The organism is Bizionia saleffrena, assembly GCF_008086175.1.
Taxonomy (GTDB): domain Bacteria; phylum Bacteroidota; class Bacteroidia; order Flavobacteriales; family Flavobacteriaceae; genus Bizionia; species Bizionia saleffrena.
Genome location: NZ_VSKM01000002.1, coordinates 216,443 through 234,916, shown reverse-complemented (window position 1 = coordinate 234,916; position 18,474 = coordinate 216,443). Strand labels below are relative to the sequence as shown.

Genomic DNA, 18,474 nt, shown 5'->3' with positions numbered 1-18,474 from the left:
TGTGCTTTTAGGTTAAACTTTAGATATTAGGGATTTAAAAAATACAAAACCAAATCCTAAAAACAGCATTAAATGAAAAGGAAATAATCCAAAATCTCCAACTCCATCTCCAACCACGAAGGCGCTATACATTCCAAAAGCGAAATACAGCATCAATAATCCCTCGAAAATGATATTAACGGAGAGGTTCTTTTTAAGGTATTTGTTGCCTTTCCAAGTCTCTGTTATCGTGCTAATATTAAATTTTGGAGTACGCACAAAGTCGCTTCTTTTTCCCAAATGGCCTTCGATTACAGCTATAGAATTATGTAATGAAAACCCCATAGCTATCGAGAAAAACGTGAAAAATAAGACGGTATATTGTATAAAGTTTTTAAAGCTCTTGCCATACGTGTTTTTGTACATTACCCAATAGCATACAAAAAAGATGATGGTACTTACTACAAAAAAGCTCATCACATAAAAATAGGGTTTTAGGTGTTCGTATTCGTTTTTAATATACAGCATCGGGATGCTTAAAACAGCCACAATAAAGACGTTTAAAAACATCGTGCTATTTAATAAATGGAGTAGACCGTGAAGTTTCGTTTTTGAAGATATGTTTTTACTTTTTAAAACTTTCCACATCATTTTTCTAAAGTTCTCCGCGCCGCCTTTATTCCATCGAAATTGTTGTGATCGCGCAGCACTAATAACTACGGGTAATTCGGCAAGCGTTTCTACGTTTTCTAAATATTTGAATTTCCAGTTTTTTAGTTGCGCTCTGTAACTTAAATCAAGGTCTTCGGTTAGGGTGTCGCCTTCCCAATTCCCGGCATCTATAATGCAGGTTTTACGCCATACACCAGCGGTTCCATTAAAATTAATAAAATGACCTTTGCTGTTTCTACCCACTTGTTCTAAGGTGAAATGCGCATCTAAAGCAAAGGCTTGAATTTTTGTTAAAATGGAATAGTTGCGATTAAGGTGTGCCCAGCGGGTTTGCACCACGCCAATATCTGCGTCTTTAAAATAGGGAATAGTCCGTTTTAACCAATCTTTTTTCGGAAGGAAATCGGCATCGAAAATGGCAATTAATTCACCTTTGGCTATTGTTAAACCTTCTTTTAAAGCACCTGCCTTAAAACCGTGTCTACTCGTTCGCGTAATATGTGAAATATCTAAACCTTGATCTTTTAATATTTGTATTCTAAGGGCTGTGGATGCCACCGTTTCATCGGTCGAGTCGTCTAAAACTTGTATTTCTAATTTGTCTTTAGGGTAGTCGATTAACGCTATGTTTTTCAATAAACGTTCCATAACATACAACTCATTAAACACGGGTAATTGTATGGTAACAAAAGGAACTTCGTCAGGATTAGAGAGGTTTAATTTGGGACTCTTGGTTTGCTTCTTTTTCGCAGAAATGTAATTGAATAATAGGTTGAGTTGCGCCAAGGCATACATAAAAATAAGTAGCAAAGCGATAGAATAAATAACAATAATTATTATGTTTACTATCATTTTTTTAAACTGTATTTAAAAATCCAACCGAGTATTTTATAACCAGCAAGAATGGTTCCTTTTAAGGTTCCTGATACTTTAGAAGTGCCAATACGTTCTTTGTAACGCACCGGTATCTCTATATAAGATAACTTTTGTTTTAGTACTTTAAGTTGCATTTCTACGGTCCAACCATACGTCTTATCTTCCATATTTAAAGCGAGAAGTTTAGTGTATTTAATTGCTCTAAATGGTCCCAAGTCGGTAAACGTAGCTCCAAAAAACAATGACATTAAACTGGTGGCAAGCCAATTACCAAAAACTTGCTGAGGAGTCATTGCATTAGGTTCTCTATGTGTTTTTACACGAGCACCAACAACAAAATCTATATTGTCATTAATAATAGGTGCCACGAGTTTGATAAGTTCTTCGGGGTAATCGCTGTAATCCCCATCCATAAAAACGATAATATCGGGCTGTTGCTCTTGCTTTGCAATATAGTCCATTCCTTTTAAGCACGCGTAACCGTAGCCTTTGTTGGTTTCGGTTAACACGGTTGCCCCAGCTTGCTCTGCATTAAACACCGTTTGGTCTGTAGAGTTGTTATTTACAACAATCACTTCGCTCACCGTTTTCGGGATATCGTTAATAACATGTGCTATCGAATCTTGCTCGTTAAAAGCAGGAATGATGACTTTTATATTGGTCATTTAATTTTAATTAGGGATTGCAAAAGTACAATTGTTTTTAAGATTTTATTTCTGATTTAATAAATCCATTAAATCCACATCGTTACCTAATAAAATGGTCTTAGGATTGATACGGCCTTCCATAGAATCGTTTTCTAATTTTAGAACGCCACGCGGACAAACAGCACTGCAAACACCGCAACCAACACAACTTGAACGCACAATATTTTCTCCTTTTTGCGCGTAGGCCCTAACATCTATTCCCATTTCGCAATACGTAGAACAATTACCACAAGAAATACATTGTCCGCCATTAGTGGTAATTCTAAATTTTGAGAATAAGCGCTGTTGAAACCCTAAAATAGCCGCCATTGGGCACCCAAAACGGCACCACACACGATTACCAAAGATAGGATAGAAGCCTGTGCCAATAACCCCAGAAAAAATAGAACCGATTAAAAATCCATAGGAAGAACGCAATGTTTCAGCTTCAAAATAGAACAGACGCATTCCAAATTGATGCATTGCAATCAGTGTGATAATAATAGCAAAATAACCAATAGCACCAAGTTTTGCGTCCTTGCCTAATTCTTTATGTTTAAAGAGCATTACACTGGCAAAAACCAAAGTTAGTAGGCCGGCGACACTATATAAAAAGACATTTTTTGTTAGCCAATATCTACTGGAATCATCACCCAAATAGGAATAGACCACAGCGGTGGTCATTAACACCACAAAGACGAGAACACTATGTACTACCCAACGTTCCACTTTCCAGGCGAACGTGCTTTTGTCACTTAACTGTCTAAAAGAATCGCCCGCTGTTTCTGCTAATCCGCCACAACCACAAACCCAAGAGCAATACCAGCGTTTGCCGTATTTATAAGTTAAAATAGGAGTGATTACAAAAATAGAAACAAGGCCGAAAATTAGTAAGCCAACACCAACATCTCCGGCACTTATTAAATTATCGACACGATACTGCTCAAAATTATAATAGTTAAGCGGCCAGATGTTTTTTAAATCGTAATAGGGAAGCGAAAAAGTATCAGAATTTAGTCGCGCCATAAATTCTGGAATTAAAAAGGCAAAAGCCAGTTGAAAAAACATTACCGATCCGGTGCGCAATTGTTCGTATTTATTATGGCGATACTTTAAAAGAAATTTATAGCCAAATATTAAAATGGCTAAGGTGTAAAGCGTACCGTAAACAAACCATTGACTCGCTGGGTTACCACTTAATAATTTACTTAATGGATCGAAAAGTGCCACCAAACCGGTGTTTGAAGCGCCGTCAACACCCAAACCTAACCACACGGGTTTAAAATATAAAACAATATAGAACGACGTCAATGCAATACCTGTTATCCAACCTACCAATCCGCGCGAGGATATCGATTTAAAGTAAACGCCATCATTTTTAATGCCTTTACTTTTTGTTAAATACGCATTGTTTGCAAACCAAATGGCACCGGTTGCCATAAGACCTAACGCTAGAGTTAATGTAATAGCGCGATTAGGGAAGTTGACATTAAACATGGCTAAAACGAGAATAAAAAGCCCAAGGATACCAATACCGGAAGCTAATTTTTGTTGGGTGGATAGCTGTTTTGAATTTGCTAAAGATAAGTTTTGGTCTATTTTACTACTCATAAAGCTATGTGTTAGGCGTTTTGGAATTTGTTCTGAAACATTTTTAAGATTTCTTTTTCGAATCTTTTGAAGAATTCAGGATCAAAATTAGCGTCGTGTAAATGGTGAATTACATAATCAATAGCTCTTTTTTCGGTGAGCCAGCGATCGAAAACCTCGTGTTTCATACGTATTCCAAACGTGTTTATGCCCAGAAATTCTTGAGTCTCTTTATGGTAAGATACCGTTATACATTTAGTATCATCGTTGTGTTTCCAATGGAAATGGTTCTCGTAGTCAGGTTTATTTTTATCACTATTCACCCAGCCATACGTTTGGTATTCTATATCCAAAAATTTCGCAGAATTAAACCAATGCCCCGGGTTGTAAGCCATTGTTTTACCGCAAATGGTTTGTGCTAAAACTTCGCCCATCATTCTTCCAGTATACCAAACGGCCTCAATAGGTCTTCGTAAACCAATCGCTTTGCGCTGTTGTGCGCAATCGCCAATAGCATAAATGCCGTCAATATTAGTTTCTAAATTTCGGTTAACGAGTATGCCTTTATCAGTTTCAATATTAGACGGTTTAATAAAATCTATATTTGGTGTTACGCCGGCTGTGAGTCCAACAACAGTGCACGGTATTTCTTCGCCGGTTCCCTCTATAATTATAGATTTAACACGGCCGTTACCATCATCAGTGATGGCTTTTAAATTGGTGCCAAGCCTTAAATCGATGTGATGGCTTTTAATGTGCCTATTAATCATTTCACTTTCGCCTACTGGTAAAACGCCGTTCCAAAAGCTTGTTTCTCTAACCAGAAAAGTGACAGGAATTTGCCGCGTGTTAAGCATTTCGGCTAATTCAATACCAATTAAACCGCCCCCCACAATTACGGCACGCTGGCACGCTTTATTATCTGGCGCCATTTCTTCGAGGGTGTCTAAATCTTGTTTACTATATAAACCTTGCACCCCTTTTAAATCTTGTCCTGGCCACCCAAATTTATTGGGTTTACTGCCTGTAGCAAGTATTAATCGATCGTAAGTAAGCGTTTCATTATTCTCAAAATGAAGGGTTTTCGAGTCTGTTTCAATAGTTTTTACTAGAGCTTTTTTTAACTCTATTTTGTTTTTTTTCCAAAAGTGATTTTCGTAGGGTTGGGTATGCTCAAACTTCATATGGCCCATATAAATATACATTAAGGCGGTTCGAGAGAAAAAATAATCGGATTCGGAAGAAACGATTGTAATTTTTTTGTCAGACAGTTTTCTAATATGTCTAGCTGCAGTAACGCCAGAAATTCCGTTACCAATAATTACAATGTGTTCCATAATTTTCTTTTGTTTACGATGAGTCGTAATGAAGGAGCTAAACCTAACTCAGAAATATACTTTTTTTGAATGTTTTCTCTAAGTCGTGGAAAGATAGCTAAGATTTTTTTGTGATTACGGGTTTGGTTTTAGTTTTAACCTTATTTTTAGATTTGATAATTAATAAAAACAGGAGATGAAATACTTTATAGGGTACATTTTTTTAAGTTGTATGATATTTCAATCGTGTACACAATCTAATGAAAAAATTAACGGCGTTAGTTTTGTAGCATCAAATAACGCTATTGCCGACGAACATTTAAGTCCAGTGGTGAGTCTCAATTCTAATTATGCGGCCTTAATGCCTTTCGGGTTTATAAAAACTTTAGAGCACCCAGACATTCTTTTTAATACCGAAAAACAATGGTTTGGTGAAAGAGAAACAGGTGTTATTCAATATGCTGAAAAACTAAAAGCAAAGCATATAAAATTAATGATTAAACCCCAACTTTGGGTATGGCGAGGTGAATATACGGGAGATATTATAATGAAAACCGAAACCGATTGGCTGCTTTTAGAAACAGCCTATCGCCATTTTATTTTAGAATATGCGCGTGTTGCGGAAGCCGTAAATGCCGATATCTATTGCATAGGTACCGAGCTGGATACTTTTATCGCAGCACGACCAGACTTTTGGCATCAATTAATTCGAGAAGTAAAACGCGTGTATTCAGGGCAGCTCACGTACGCTGCAAATTGGGATGAATATAAACGTACGCCATTTTGGGGCGCTTTAGATTATATTGGTATCGACGCATATTTTCCGGTAAGTGACTCGAGAACACCAACAGTCGAAGAGTGCGTGGAAGGTTGGTTACCTTATAAGGAAGAGATAAAAAGGCTATCTGAAAGATTAGAAAAGCCCGTGTTATTTACGGAGTTTGGCTATAGAAGTGTCGATTTTTCGGGAAAAGAACCTTGGGTGTCCGATAGGCGTAAAACAACTTTAAATTTTGAAGCGCAAACAGCAACGACCAAAGCGTTGTTTGATACGTTTTGGAAGGAAGACTGGTTTGCGGGCGGATTTATTTGGAAGTGGTTTCATAATCATAACGAGTCTGGCGGAATGGCAGATACACGATTTACACCACAAAACAAACCGGTTGAGCGCGTAATACAATCACACTATAAAAAGTTTAAGTAATAGATAGTACGAATTATTTGCGCTTTGAAGAACAGTCGTTTCCCCTTAAAAACTGGTGTAATTTCATCCTCTTTTTGATCTAACAAGGTGTTGCTCAGAAGTGATTTTAAAAATCTAAAGAGAAAATGTCATTTTAATTCTTGTCTAGTTGTTAAAATCAAGTCTTCTTTCTTGATTCTAAAAGAGAAGTGATCTGAGGTCTTTTTATCACTCCATTTTTTTAAGGATAAACGTTAGGCAATGTTTTTTTTGTAGTATTGATAAAGTTCGTCTGCTGAAGCCCCACGCCATTTCTTAACGTAAATCGCCCAGAAATAGTACTGAAGTTTCCAAATGCCATTTTTTTCATACCGTCTTGCCGATGTAGTAAGCCATTCTTGAATGACAACAAACTGTTTTCTAGCATATAATTTATTGATGAGGTCGTTGTCCTCGTAGATTATAAAATCTTCGTTAAAACCTTCCAATTCAAAAAACAACGCTGTAGTAATAAACTGACTTTGGTCGCCACCACGGCAGGCACGCCAAGAGAAATGTGTTAAATAACTCGCTAAGTGTAACCACCAATGAGAATTATCAAACTTCATTTTAAAGCAGCCGGCGAGATTGTTCTTGTTGATTTCATTTAGTATCAAAGCATCATAGTTTGCTGGCGGATACGAGTCTGCGTGTAAAAAATAGAGAACCTTCCCGGTGGCCAATTTAGCACCAGCATTCATTTGCTTTGCTCTACCTTTTTCGGAATGAATTAGTATTAATTTTTCATTTTTAATACCTTTTACGCACCCTTGTGAACCGTCTGTGCTTCCGCCATCGACTATAATAATTTCTGAAATAGAACTAGGAGATGCCATAACCAAAAGATGTGAAATCAATCTTTCAATGGTTTCAGCTTCGTTTAAAATAGGGACAATAATGGTTATCATATTATTGTATACGAAAAAATTAGTGGTCTAGTTTTGCGCATTCAAACTCCAATCGTAATCAATGTAATCGACAGAGGTCTCGGCGTTTATTTTTATAGTACTATACAAGTTAATATAATCAATAACACTTCCGTTTTCTGTAAAATCACTTTTATACCATTTAAAGATTTCTGATATTTTTACTTTGTTTGAAGATAATTCATTTTTAGCAGAATTATTAATAAATTCTTTCGTCGCTTTTTCCATTAATTCTAGAACATTTGCTTCGGTATAAGCTTCACTTAATAATTTCGGACACGATGTCGATGCGCAATTAATTGCAAAATGAATTCTAGGTTCGTTCATTGTACGCAAAATGCCATTTTCTAAACCGGCTAAAGAAAAGTCTTTATCTCCAATTTTAAACCTGTCTTTTTTCCACGGACTGCTAATATCTTTAATACTTTTTAACGGGTAATTATCAATTATCAATTTAATGGTATTGGCATTGTACACATTTATAAAATAAGCAAGCTGTTTATTAACGCTCCAAGCTTCAGTTGGTATTTGATGTTCTAAATACGACACGTAAGTGTTTAGCTTTTCAGATTCATTTTTAAAACCTTTATAATTTACATCACCGTTTTTAGTCACATATTTCTTTAAAAGTGTGTTCCATTCTGAATGATCTAAATCGCTTTTTGTGCTAGTTTTATACGGCGCAATATCGGTATCCCTCTTTTTTTGTGGCGCAGGTTTTTCGGCATTATTCTTTACTTGCTTAACGGGTAGGCCTTGAGATGAAAAACAGCTAAAAGCTATGGATGCAACACTGAGTAATACAATTAAATTTTTCATTTGTCTTTTTTGAATGTTAATGGGTATAACTCCTGACTAATAAAATCCTTAGGAAAGGTTTCGTCGTTGTTAAAGCCCAATTCGATGTCTTTTCCGTTGTACGGAATGTAATCGGTTTTAAAAAGGTAATCCCAAAGGCTTAAGGTTATTCCGTAATTAACGCCATACCTTACATGTTTAGGCATTTCTTTTGCATGGTGCCAGATATGCATTTTCGGATTATTAAAAATGTATTTAAACATACCATAATCCCATCCAATATTAGCGTGGTTTAAATGACCGATGGCAATATTAAAAAAGTAAACTATAGCAACATCTTGAGCATTAAAACCACCAATAATTGCTAACGGAATGTACAAGAGCGATTTGTAAAGCACCGGCTCCATCCAATGGTATCTTAAATGTGCTGCAAAACCCATTTCTTTAACGCTGTGGTGGACTTGATGAAATTGCCATAAAAAAGGCACACGGTGTAATAATCGGTGCGTGTTCCATTGCACAAAATCACTAATGATAAACAAAATAAACAAGCCTAATACTTTGGGCATTGTTTTTACATCGAAGAGTTGAAAACTATTTAGTGATACACCAATAAAACCTAAAGCATCGTTGAGTAGTGCGGCAACGGTTTCCGACAGGGCAATTAAAATAATAAGGTTAAGTAAAAAGAAATTGAAAAACATATAAAAGGTGTCTAGCCAGAAATCTTTTCTAAACAACGCTTGTTTTTTTCGCCACGGGAATACCATTTCTAAAACCCAAACGATTAAAGAAATAGCGATTAATCCGTAAAAAAAGTTATCCCAGTTGGTATCGAAAAACACTTCTTGTTTAAGGTAATTCCAATAGCCAGAATAGGCGTTTTTTATAAGGTCTAAATATTTTTCCAATTTATAATGTTTTAATCAATGCTTTAAAAAGAGAAATCATTTGCGGTTCGGCTTTCTCTGCCATTGCAATAATTTCTGAAATATCTACTGGTTTTAAATGGTCTGGATCGCACTCGTCTGTTAATACAGATACGGCAGCTGTTTTTAATTTTAAATGATTGGCAACAATAATTTCTGGAACAGTACTCATTCCAACGGCATCGGCACCCATAATTTTTAGCATTCTATATTCTGCTCGTGTTTCTAATTGCGGACCAACAACACTTGCATATACACCCTTATGCAGTGTGATGTTCTGTTCTTTTGCAATGGTTTCGATCGCTGAATTTATGTTTTTATTGTAAGGCGCACTCATATCTGTAAAACGTTCTCCTAAAGCTTCAACACCTTTAAACGCTAAAGGCGAACTCCCTTGAAGGTTTATATGGTCGTCTATTAGCATTAGCTCACCTTTTTTATAAGTGGTGTTAATTGCTCCCGAAGCATTAGAAACCAATAATGTTGTAATACCTAATTTTTCCATAATACGCACAGGGTAGGTGACATCTTGTAACGTGTGTCCTTCGTATAAATGAAAGCGGCCTTGCATTACAATCACTTTCTTACCTTCTAAGTTACCATAAATTAATTTCCCTTTATGAAACTCTACAGTGGCCGTTGGGAAATTAGGGATATTCTTGTAGCTTACTTCTTCAATAATTTCAATCTCATCAACTAACTGCCCTAAACCAGTGCCTAGAATAATACCAACTTCTGGCGCTTTAAAACCGCGTTCTTGTAAATAAGCAACCGTTTTTTCAATCTGTTTAATCATTTTGTGCTATAATATTTTGTAATGTTGAATTGTACACCAAGTCTTCATAAACATCTATATCATTTAATGTTTCTAAAGTGTGCACACTGCTATTTTTTAAATCGATCATAGTGTCTCTAAACACCGTTTCTGTTCCCCATTCTTTATTTTTAAACACTATCGGGTTCAGTGTTTTTAGGCCTAAAAGGTAATAACCGCCATCTTCTGCCGGTCCAATTACGGCGTCATTTGTATCGAGTGCCAAAAGAGCGTCGTTAATATGCGAAGGCTTAAGGTTATATAAGTCGCTTCCCACAATAATAACTTTCAAATAATTAGCTTTAAAAGCGTTTTCGAAAGCGTTTAACATTCGTACGCCTAAGTCGGCACCTTTTTGCAGGTGTTTTTGATAGTGTTTGGCCTCCCAAATATCATTATCCCTAATTTGTTCTGAGTAATATACCGCTTTGTCGCTCTCAATTTGACTTAAAACAGATTCGGTGTGTGCTATTAAAAACCGGTACACGCGCAATGCCGCTGCATCGCCAATAGTTTTTGCTAATCGGGTTTTACACTTTCCTAATTCGGGATTTCTTGTAAAGGTAATAATGATAGTCTTGGTTTTCAAAAGGATGTGTTTTTTTTAAGATTTAATTTTATTGGGGCGTTATACACTTTTATACCATTTTTTAAATAGGTACTCCACGATTCGTTAAAGGCGTGAATACTATCGGTTCGTTTTTCTAAAGTATTATAAAGTTCAAAGTTGTTGTTTTTCCATTCGAAAATACCGCCATATAAATTCTTAACATTATTATATCCCGCCTTTTTTAGTTTTTCGCCAATTGTCTCAGAGCGAATTCCTAGAGAACAATACACAACGATAGCTTGATTTCTATTCGTTATTTTTTGTTGAAGGTCTTCCACTTTAAAATCATTAAACCCCACGTGAATGGCGTTTTTTATATGACTCACCGCAAATTCATCCGGTTCTCTTGCATCTATAATTATCGCTTTCGTTGCAGGCATTGCTAACTCTTGAACCGATATATAAGGGATGCTATGCGTATTATGTTTTAGTAATACTTCGGAAAGTGCCTCTTGCGAAAACACGAATACATTTGATAGTAATAATAGTATTAAAAGACTGTTTTTCATAATTTATAAAACTAAAGTTAAACCTTGCATTGCACTTTCTTTCTGCGGAAGGATTTCGGTGTTATCCCAAATTCCAGACAGAATTGTCTTCGCGTAAGCTTCTGGTAAAATGCCGTTACTCATTAACGTATTTGTTAATTTATAATCGTATTCTAATGGATGATGGCTGAAGGTGAGTGCGTTATTTTTTTCTTCTAAAATAGCATACCAAACATTTGGAGAACCGTCGTTTGCCGGCATCCCGATAACACCAGGGTTAAGCCAGAGCTTTGTGTCTTTAGTCTCGTTAAAAGGGAGTCCGCAATGTCCTGCAATAATAATATCACTTTCGGTAGCTTCAAAATTTGGTTTTTTAAATTCCCATACAGTCGATTTAAAAATAAATTCTGAAATTAACGAAGTCGATCCGTGTACGACTGTTGTTTTTTTACCAGCGTAGTCAAAAGTTAAAAAATCGGGTAGTGTTTTTAGATAGTCCAAAGAGTCTTTCGATAATTTACTTTGCGCATACGGATACCACAATTTTGAAAAACTGTCGCACCGTGAGCCTGCGGTGAAATCGCAACCGCAATCATTTGCGCCTTCATTAAGTTGCTCTTCTACGTTGCCCAAAATACTTTTAGCGCCCCAGTGTTTCATTAATTGTACGGTTTCTTCTGGTTGAGCGCAATAGCCCACAATATCGCCAGTGCAGATGCAGTTTTCAGGAGAGATGCTTAAATCTTCGGCAATCGTTTTTAATGCTTCTAAAGCTTGAAGATTACTGTAAACACCTCCAAAAAGGAGCATTTTACCAGTGCGTTTTCCTAAATCTATCGTTTTGTTATCCATTTTGGTATAAAATATAAAATAATACAAAGTGTAATTCCCCAGGCATTCACCCAAAGTAAATCGGCATACTTACCGTCAGTAAAAATTAAGGCATCGGGAAACCAATTAAACACTAATAGAAACCCAAAAACTATTCCACAAATAACGCTGAGGTAAAAACTTATTTTTGGGACTTCAATAGACCAAAATAGAAAGATTGGTGTTAACCCAATCACCATTGTTCCAGAAATTGTGGTTGCTGAAAGAATTTCGGCATTTAAAAAAACAGGAAGCGTTCCTAAAATGGCAATCGCGACCATAGATGCGCGACCAAAAGTAAGGTCTAGTCCCATATTTAAATCTACAGATAATAATTTCGAGAATGATGAGAATGTAGAATCTAAAGTAGAAGCCGCCGAGGTAATCATTATAAAATTTATTACTAATAAAATAACCACGCCAAAAGCTTTACCAACTTCTACTGCCGCTTGGCCGTTTAGTCCTTGGGTTTTAGCGTAAATGCCGATAACGCTAAACAGAATAATACTAATAGCGCCCAATAGTGTTGCCCACAGAAAACTTTTTAAAGTTACTTTCGGCGAGCTAATAAAAGCACGATCCGTTAAAACGGGATCGTGAAACGGGTAACTAAAAGATTGAATAATTGCTGCGAAAAACAAGTTTAATCCCATACTAAAACTCCAGGTTCCTGATTCTATAACAGTAGTAGTATGAAAGTTTTCTACTGAAAATATCTGCCATAAAATAACGCATAATAGAACAGTGAATAAACCCATCTGGATGACATCGGTAAAAATAGAACTACTTAAACCTCCTTTCAAGGCATAGGCTAAGGTTAATATAGTAAACACTAAAATAGCGCTGTAAAATGGTGTTGAACCATGCGCGCCAAAATACGAACCAATAACCATAGTGTTACTCCAAACCTCATTAAATAAACGAATTACAATTAAAATAGAGAAAAGTGCGACAGCGCGTTTACCAAATTTAGTCGTTAAAAACTGATGAATACTTTTAAAACCGCCTTTTACGCGCAACTGATAAATAAGTAGGCCGGCGACAGTAAAGCTTAAATAATAACCGGCATAAGCCACACCGCCCACAAGACCAAATTCTAGGCCTAAGTTTGCTGCATTGGTAATGCTTTTCGCGAAAATCCAAGAGATAATTAAACTCCCTGTAAGTATAAAAACATTGGGAGATTTCTTTTTGTGTGTCGCTTTAAAAAATTCAGATCTTGTTTTTGCTAAAGGAGAAATAATAAACAGTAGTATACTGGAACCTATTATTAAAATCCATTGCCAAATTTCTGTTGTCATACGTTAATTCTCGTCCCACCAAACGGGGATATTTATACTGTTATTATTTGTCGCATTTGCTGCCTCGTTATAGTTTTCTGCATTTAGCGCGGCTTCTTCGGCAGGATAAGGCATTCTTATCGGTATTAAATCATTATTTAGACTTGCCGAAATAGGATTAAACTCAGGAAAACCTGAACGTCTGTATTCCACCCAGCCTTCATAACCATTGATAAGGTTTGCAATCCATTTTTGGGTTATTATTTGTTGTAAAGGTGTTGTTCCCGGAGCGGAAAAAGCGGCATTTCCCAATAAGTAATCAGTAGGCATTTCCGTTTGCCAATAGGCGAAAGCTTGTTGTACGCCCAGCTCGTAAAGTTCTTGAGCATTGGCTTGAATTAAGCCCTTATCGGCGGCTTCTGCTAATGCGAAATGGACTTCCCAAGCCGTAATAAAATTAGCGTCTAATACTGAGGTGTCGTCTCTAAAAGCAGCACCTGCTAAGGAGTAATTGCCCAATTCTATAGACGTCGAAGAGGCGTCGATACCATTAATTAAACCGTTAAATGCGTTTGAAGTTGAATTGCTAAACGGTTTAAAAAAGGTGTTTACTCTTGAATCGTTTAAAGCGCTTAAAATGTCTTCCATTGTTTCCGATAAAACGAAATTATTAAAATCTCCAATGCGTAATTGTGCTAATCGGAAGCTGTTAGGGTCTGTGTTTGTGAAATTAAAAGTGGCATTATCAGCATTTGAAGCGATATAATTACCTTCCGTATATAGTGCTTGCAACTCTTGAGAAACATCAATTTTATCTGAAATCCGGATGAGGTGTTTAATCTTTAACGCGTTTGCGAATTGAATCCATCGGTTTAAATTACCGTCGAATAAAATATCACCTTCCAAAGGAATCGCGGCGTTGTAATTGGAAATAGCTTCCATACCGCGATCTAAATTATCTAAAATACCACCAGGTTCTAAATAAATAGCTTCTTGGGTGTCGTAAGCTGGAGTGACGGTGCCATTACCCCCATTAAACGCTTCAAAATACGGTACATCTCCAAATAAATCGGTTAATCCGGCGGTGAAATACGCTTTCAATATAAGTGCTGGGCCTTCGTAAACAGAATAGGTCGGCGTGCTGCGCGATTGATTTAAAATAATTTGATTATCTCTCAAATTGGTATAAAAAATAGGCCACGGATTCCCACCGAGTTGTGGTGATTTTAAAGCGTGACGATCGAATAAATTAAAATCTAGAGCGGTGCGGTGTTGCGCGAGTAAATCACCTGCAACAAAACCTTCATAACTCATTTGCTCGCCATAATCGTAAATTACCTGCCTTAAAAGTAAGCTAGGTTGTACAGTATTTGGTGCGTTTGGGTTGGTGTTAATCGATTCGAAATCTTTGGTGCAACTGCTTAAAACTAGCAGCGCGAAACAACTTAAAAATAATTGTGCTTTTTTCATTGTTTTCATTTTTAGAAATTTAAATTGGCTTTTATTCCAAAACTACGCGTTGTGGCATAGCTCATATCTTCTACACCACTAATAAAGCCGGTGCCTTGAACGGCTAATTGTTCGGGGTCGGAGTGGGGGTTTTCAGTAATAGCAAATATGTTTTTACCAATTAAAGAAACCGAGACGTCTCCGCCTTCTTTTAGACCTAAAAAACCATTGTCTAGTGTAAACGCATAACCAATAGAAAACTGACGAAGTTTTAAATATGACGCATCATAAACATTGTTTTCTTCGTGGTTTCTATCGTAATACTGTCGGTAATAACTTTCAGAAGAAATGGCAACAGTATTTGGTTGTCCGTTTGCCGTCACGCCTTCAGCGATAATTCCATCTTCAGGTCTATACTCGGTAACGGCCAATTGCCCGCCCACCGAACCTAAGGAACGTGTTCTTGAGACGATTTCTCCACCTTGACGCCAATCGAAAAGAAAACTAGCATTCCAATTTTTATAAGTAAAAGCATTGTTCCAACCTAACGTAAAATCGGGATTATAATTCCCGAGTTTTTGAAGTGCGTTATCGGCGGTATAATTTCCATTTTCGTCAATGATAAACTGGCCATCTTCATTTTTTAAATATCCAGTACCATAAAAATCTCCAATCCGGCCGCCTTCTTCCACTTGAAACCAAACGGTTTGGTTGGCGCTATCGTAAATACGGCTGTACGCCAATGTTAATCGTCCACCATTTTGCGGGAGTTCTTGTACGGTCGCTTTATTAGTGGCAAAATTAAACGTGCTATTCCAGGAAAATGAATAGGTTTTAATAGGTTTGAAAGTGGCAATAACTTCAAAACCTTTGCTATTTACTTTTCCGCCGTTAACCACTTGCTGTTGGTAACCTGAGGAAATAGGAATGGGTAACGACACGATCTGGTCGGTGGTTGTGGCATTATAATAGGTGACGTCGAACTTTATGCGATCGTTAAAAAAGCGTAAATCGGTTCCAATTTCATAAGACGTCGTGCTTTCTGGCTTTAAATTAGCATTCGGAATCAGGTTTTGATTGCTAAATGTGGGCTGTCCGTTAAATGGTGTTTGCGATACAAAGGCTCCCGAGGTTTGATACGCATTGGTATCGTTTCCGACTTGCGCGACACTAGCACGAAATTTTGCGAAAGAAAATATTTTGGGTAATTTTGTAACATTAGACAGAATAAAACTAGCAGAAGCCGAAGGGTAAAAAAACGAAGTTCCGTTTACCGAATATGGTGTTGCCAATGCGCTCGACCAGTCGTTGCGCGCTGTAATGTCCAAATACAAATAGTTTTTAAAGCCTAATTTGGCGAGACTGTAAAATGAATTTATTCTTTTTTGAGAATCGTATTGAAAAACTTCAATTGGCGATGCGGCATTATTCAAATTAAAAATTCCAGGTTGCGCTAAATTTACGGTTTGGGATTGGGTGGTCGACGCTTTTTGATCCAATCTGTTGCCTCCAAGAGAAACATCTAGATTAAAATAGCCAAAGGAATTGTTATAATTCAGAAGGAAATCGGTATTGATTTCTCTAAAAAACACATCGTGTTCGGCATACGCTCCGTTTTTAAACCGATTGCTAGAGAAGGCTCTACGTAACGTGCGTTTTTCTGAGGAATAATCCATTCCTGTTCTTACAGAAAGACTGAGTTGTTCTGAAAATTGATGCTGAATGGAAAGGTTTCCAAACACACGATCACGATTGAAAGCGTTTCTGTTTTCGAATACAATGAAATACGGATTATCGAAATAGGTATAATTATAAGAATACTGCTGGACACCTTCTAGACCGGGCTGCCAATAGTTTTTTAAATTGTTCGTGTTTAGTGATCGTGGACCCCAAGCCACTAACGAGTAATTTACATTTTCACTGCCGTAACCATTTGCAGGGCGGTTATCGCTAGACGTGTTGGTATAAGTAATGGAAGACGCTATTTTGGTATTTTCCGTTGGTTTAAAAATAAGTTTTGTAGCCACCGTTTGTCGGTCGAGATTTACACTGGGAATAATAGATTCACTGCGTAAATCGGTGAATGATAAGCGGTAATTTCCGGCATCAAAATCATCCGAAATAGCGATGTTATTTATGGTTGTAATTCCTGTTTTGTAAAAATCTTTTAAGTTATCGGGGTTCGATTTTAGTGCTGTTGGGGTAATCGCTACGCCGTTATAAAGCGCGGTATCACCACCACGAACTACAGTGCCATTCTCTAAATATACGGGGCTATCGTATTGGGGCGCAAATACGCCAGCATCAAGCCGTGGCCCCCAGGAATAGGTAATACCGTCATTGATGCCGCCACCAAGTCCATCCTTAAATTCGAAATTTCCAGAATTCCCTTGTCCGTAGCTATTTTGAAATTCAGGAAGTTTAAATGCCGAGTCTATAAACACTGAAGTATTTATGCTAATTCCTAGTCCTTTAGATTGTTTTCCGCTTTTGGTTTTAATAACAATCACCCCGTTCGATGCTCTCGAGCCATAAAGAGCCGCTGCACTGGGGCCTTTTAAAACGGATATTTCTTCGATATCATCGGCATTGACGTCCATTGCACCATTACCGAAATCTATTTCTTGAAAACCTGCCGCCGCTTCATTTGTAAAATTAAAAACGGTAGCGTTGTTAATAGGGATACCGTCGACAACAAATAACGGATTGTTATTAGAAAAAGAGGCTTCGCCACGAATCGTGATTTTAGACGATGAGCCCACGCCAGTGGCTCCTTGAGAAATGGTGACACCTGCAAGTTTACCTGATAAGTTGTCCAAAAAATTTATGGTTTTAACCTCGGTTAGTTCCTTAGAATTAATCGATTGCACAGCATAGCCCAATTCTTTTGTGTTGCGCTCTAAACCCAGCGCGGTGACAACGACTTCATTTAAAGAGGTTGTGGATTCTGTTAGAACGGCATCAATATTGATTTGAGTGTTTACAGTGATGTTTTTTGATTCGAAACCGAACGACGAAAATGTCAAGAAGTCTTCCTCTGAGGCGGTAATAGTATATTCCCCGTTTTCGTTGGAACTTGTGCTATTTCCATTCGATGCCGTAATCGTTACAAACGGAATCGTTTCATTATCTGTTGCGGCGGTTATTGTTCCAGAAATTTTTGTTTGTGCATAGCTTAAAGTGGTCGTTAAAAGTAAAATGCAGACATAAAAAGGCCTCATATTGAATGTGATTAGTACGTAAAAAAAGTAACAGTGAGCAACAACGTTGCGTGATTTTATTCTAAGTACAGAGGAGAACCTTTATTAAAATAGGAGGAAAGTGACACGGAAGGGAAAGGTAGATGACGTTGAAGAGTAGTTTGCTCGTCGGTATTTATACTATTTAAAAGAAATTGTTTAAGTGTTTTTGAAAGACTTTTGAAGCTATTTATAATAGCTTTTATATCCTGAGAAGTATCAATATCGTAAAGTCTTTCTAAGAGGTCGAAAGTAATATTTTTTTCTGAAGCTAACTTTAAAAACGTTGTTGTTAGCGCTGCCGTTTGCCACGGCAGTTTTTTAAAAGCTTTGTCATTAAAAATATGTTTAGAAAGGCCCATAAGATAAAATCCGCCATCTTGGGAAGGTCCTAAAACTAAATCGTTTGTCTTTAACTTAGCAATAGTTTCATTTAAATGGGCTGTTTTTAAATGTGGCGTGTCATTACCAATTGTAATAATATTACGAAAGCCTTTATTAAAAACGGATTGAATTGCATTTGTAAACCGAGACCCAAAAGAGTTGCCAATCTGCTCTTTTTCTGAGATTATAAAATAAGGGATCCCGGTATTTATAACTTTAGATTCCACCTGTTTATTTAAGATGCTAAAAAGAGACACCGCCGATTTAAAAGGTTTGCGTTCGGCTTCCGTTGGGACCGAATTCGCGAAAATTAATAGGGCAATGTCTTTATTCTTCATTGTAAATT

General features: G+C 37.0%; 16 protein-coding genes. 1 reads left to right on the top strand and 15 read right to left on the bottom strand.

Features of this window, described 5'->3' with window-relative positions; translation table 11 throughout:
• Positions 1-12: 12 nt before the first annotated feature.
• From ES676_RS02695 to ES676_RS02680, 4 genes are read right to left on the bottom strand one after another with little or no spacing between them, the layout of a single operon-like run.
• Positions 13-1,503, bottom strand: a complete 1,491-nt coding sequence (locus tag ES676_RS02695) for a cellulose synthase family protein (RefSeq protein ID WP_148368492.1) — start codon at positions 1,501-1,503, stop codon at positions 13-15.
• The gene (locus ES676_RS02690; protein ID WP_148368491.1) at positions 1,500-2,192 is read right to left on the bottom strand and encodes a glycosyltransferase family 2 protein; all 693 of its coding nucleotides are present in this window, start codon (positions 2,190-2,192) and stop codon (positions 1,500-1,502) included. The genes ES676_RS02695 and ES676_RS02690 overlap by 4 nt, the downstream gene beginning before the upstream one ends.
• A gap of 45 nt (positions 2,193-2,237) precedes the next feature.
• Positions 2,238-3,824 (bottom strand): 4Fe-4S binding protein, encoded by a 1,587-nt coding sequence (locus tag ES676_RS02685; protein WP_148368490.1) that lies wholly within the window; start codon positions 3,822-3,824, stop codon positions 2,238-2,240.
• An 11-nt stretch (positions 3,825-3,835) separates the two neighbouring features.
• The gene (locus ES676_RS02680; protein WP_148368489.1) at positions 3,836-5,140 is read right to left on the bottom strand and encodes an NAD(P)/FAD-dependent oxidoreductase; all 1,305 of its coding nucleotides are present in this window, start codon (positions 5,138-5,140) and stop codon (positions 3,836-3,838) included.
• 175 nt (positions 5,141-5,315) lie between these two features.
• Here ES676_RS02680 and ES676_RS02675 point away from each other — a divergent pair, with 175 nt between their 5' ends.
• Positions 5,316-6,323 (top strand): glycoside hydrolase family 113, encoded by a 1,008-nt coding sequence (locus ES676_RS02675; RefSeq protein WP_148368488.1) that lies wholly within the window; start codon positions 5,316-5,318, stop codon positions 6,321-6,323.
• Between the two features lie 233 nt (positions 6,324-6,556).
• Here ES676_RS02675 and ES676_RS02670 read toward each other — a convergent pair whose 3' ends face one another.
• From ES676_RS02670 to ES676_RS02620, 11 genes are read right to left on the bottom strand one after another with little or no spacing between them, the layout of a single operon-like run.
• Entirely contained in the window at positions 6,557-7,249 is a 693-nt protein-coding gene (locus ES676_RS02670; protein WP_148368487.1) for a TIGR04283 family arsenosugar biosynthesis glycosyltransferase, read from the bottom strand.
• Positions 7,250-7,276: 27 nt separating this feature from the next.
• A complete protein-coding gene (locus ES676_RS02665) occupies positions 7,277-8,086 on the bottom strand; it encodes a DUF547 domain-containing protein (RefSeq protein ID WP_148368486.1) in 810 nt (269 codons plus the stop codon).
• Positions 8,083-8,976 (bottom strand): sterol desaturase family protein, encoded by an 894-nt coding sequence (locus ES676_RS02660; protein WP_148368485.1) that lies wholly within the window; start codon positions 8,974-8,976, stop codon positions 8,083-8,085. Before ES676_RS02660 ends, ES676_RS02665 begins: the two co-directional genes overlap by 4 nt.
• A 1-nt stretch (position 8,977) precedes the next feature.
• Positions 8,978-9,790, bottom strand: coding sequence for a purine-nucleoside phosphorylase (locus ES676_RS02655; RefSeq protein WP_148368484.1), 813 nt, complete (start codon positions 9,788-9,790; stop codon positions 8,978-8,980).
• Complete coding sequence (locus tag ES676_RS02650) at positions 9,783-10,397, bottom strand: TIGR04282 family arsenosugar biosynthesis glycosyltransferase (protein ID WP_148368483.1); 615 nt, start codon at positions 10,395-10,397, stop codon at positions 9,783-9,785. The genes ES676_RS02655 and ES676_RS02650 overlap by 8 nt, the downstream gene beginning before the upstream one ends.
• Positions 10,394-10,927, bottom strand: a complete 534-nt coding sequence (locus tag ES676_RS02645) for a rhodanese-like domain-containing protein (protein ID WP_148368482.1) — start codon at positions 10,925-10,927, stop codon at positions 10,394-10,396. Before ES676_RS02645 ends, ES676_RS02650 begins: the two co-directional genes overlap by 4 nt.
• A 3-nt stretch (positions 10,928-10,930) precedes the next feature.
• Positions 10,931-11,758: a metallophosphoesterase family protein gene (locus ES676_RS02640; RefSeq protein WP_148368481.1), complete on the bottom strand. Its 828-nt coding sequence runs from the start codon at positions 11,756-11,758 to the stop codon at positions 10,931-10,933.
• Complete coding sequence (locus ES676_RS02635; RefSeq protein WP_148368480.1) at positions 11,740-13,077, bottom strand: SLC5/6 family protein; 1,338 nt, start codon at positions 13,075-13,077, stop codon at positions 11,740-11,742. Before ES676_RS02635 ends, ES676_RS02640 begins: the two co-directional genes overlap by 19 nt.
• Positions 13,078-13,080: 3 nt before the next feature.
• Positions 13,081-14,526, bottom strand: coding sequence for a SusD/RagB family nutrient-binding outer membrane lipoprotein (locus ES676_RS02630; protein ID WP_246130280.1), 1,446 nt, complete (start codon positions 14,524-14,526; stop codon positions 13,081-13,083).
• A gap of 11 nt (positions 14,527-14,537) precedes the next feature.
• Complete coding sequence (locus ES676_RS02625; RefSeq protein WP_148368478.1) at positions 14,538-17,726, bottom strand: SusC/RagA family TonB-linked outer membrane protein; 3,189 nt, start codon at positions 17,724-17,726, stop codon at positions 14,538-14,540.
• 56 nt (positions 17,727-17,782) lie between these two features.
• The gene (locus ES676_RS02620) at positions 17,783-18,466 is read right to left on the bottom strand and encodes a TIGR04282 family arsenosugar biosynthesis glycosyltransferase (RefSeq protein ID WP_148368477.1); all 684 of its coding nucleotides are present in this window, start codon (positions 18,464-18,466) and stop codon (positions 17,783-17,785) included.
• Positions 18,467-18,474: the final 8 nt, after the last annotated feature.